Here is a 1,339-nt window from a genome sequence, read left to right on the forward strand (position 1 = left end):
TCATCGTAACCACCGAGGAGTGGTCGATGAGAAAGACAACGAAGAGCCCCGGCGAGAAGATCGTCAAAGACATCAAGCGGGCGACCCGCAAACATTATTCATCTGAAGAGAAGATCCGGATCGTGCTGGATGGTCTGCGCGGTGAGGACAGCATTGCGGAGTTGTGCCGACGTGAAGGGATCTCGCAGGGCATCTATTACAAGTGGTCTAAGGACTTCATGGAAGCCGGGAAGAGACGGCTAGCGGGCGACACAGCTCGGGCGGCAAACACTGATGAGGTCAAGGAACTGCGCCGCGAGGCCAAGGACCTCAAAGAGGTGGTGGCGGAGCAGACGCTTGAGCTGCGTCTTCTCAAAAAAAGCATGTTCGACGGTGGGGGCGACCACGAATGAGGTATCCTGCATCTGAGAAGCTTGAGATCATTCGACTGGTCGAGGACAGCCATCTGTCAGCGCGTCGGACACTGGCCAAGTTGGGTATCCCCCGCACCACGTTCTACCGCTGGTATGATCGCTACCTTCAGCGTGGCGAGGCTGGTTTGCAGGATCAATCGCCCAAGCCTAAACATGTCTGGAACTGCGTCCCTGACGAGGTGAAGCGCAAGGTTGTCGACCTCGCCTTGAAAGAGACAGAGCTATCACCGCGCGAGCTTGCTGTGACGTTCACGGATCAGGAGCGCTACTTTGTCTCTGAATCCACTGTGTATCGGGTGCTGAAGGCGCATGACCTGATCACCAGCCCGGCGTTCATCGTTCTGAAAGCAGTTGATGAGTTCCAGCACAAGACGGCGGCCATCAACCAGCTCTGGCAGACAGACTTCACCTACAATCAAGGTCCTTGGTTGGGGCTGGTTCTATCTCAGCACGATCCTCGACGATTACAGCCGCGACATCATCGCGTGGAAGCTCTGCAACAACATGCGGGCAGAAGACGTGACGGACACACTGGACCTGGCGCTGCAGGCGTCAGGTTGTGATCAAGTGCATGTCGTTCACAAGCCGCGCTTGCTCAGTGACAACGGGTCAAGTTACGTCTCAAAAGATCTGGCGGAATGGTTGCAGGACAAAGGCATGAAGCACTCGCGCGGTGCGCCGTACCACCCGCAAACACAAGGCAAGATTGAGCGTTGGCATCAGACTTTAAAGAACCGCATCTTGTTGGAAAACTACTTCCTGCCCGGTGATCTCGAAGCTCAAATCGAAGCCTTCGTCGATCACTACAACCACCAGCGCTATCACGAGAGCATCAACAACGTCACACCCGCCGACGTCTACTGTGGCCGTGACAAAGCCATTCTAAAACAAAGGGAAAGGATCAAACTCAAGACACTCGAAGCGCG

1 pseudogene is annotated in these 1,339 nt (G+C 55.3%); it reads left to right on the forward strand.

What is annotated here, in order from left to right:
• Positions 1-26 precede the first annotated feature (26 nt).
• A pseudogene (locus tag AC5EFR_RS23385) lies at positions 27-1,339 on the forward strand (IS3 family transposase); the annotation flags it as partial.

This window comes from Pelagimonas sp. (genome assembly GCF_058892305.1).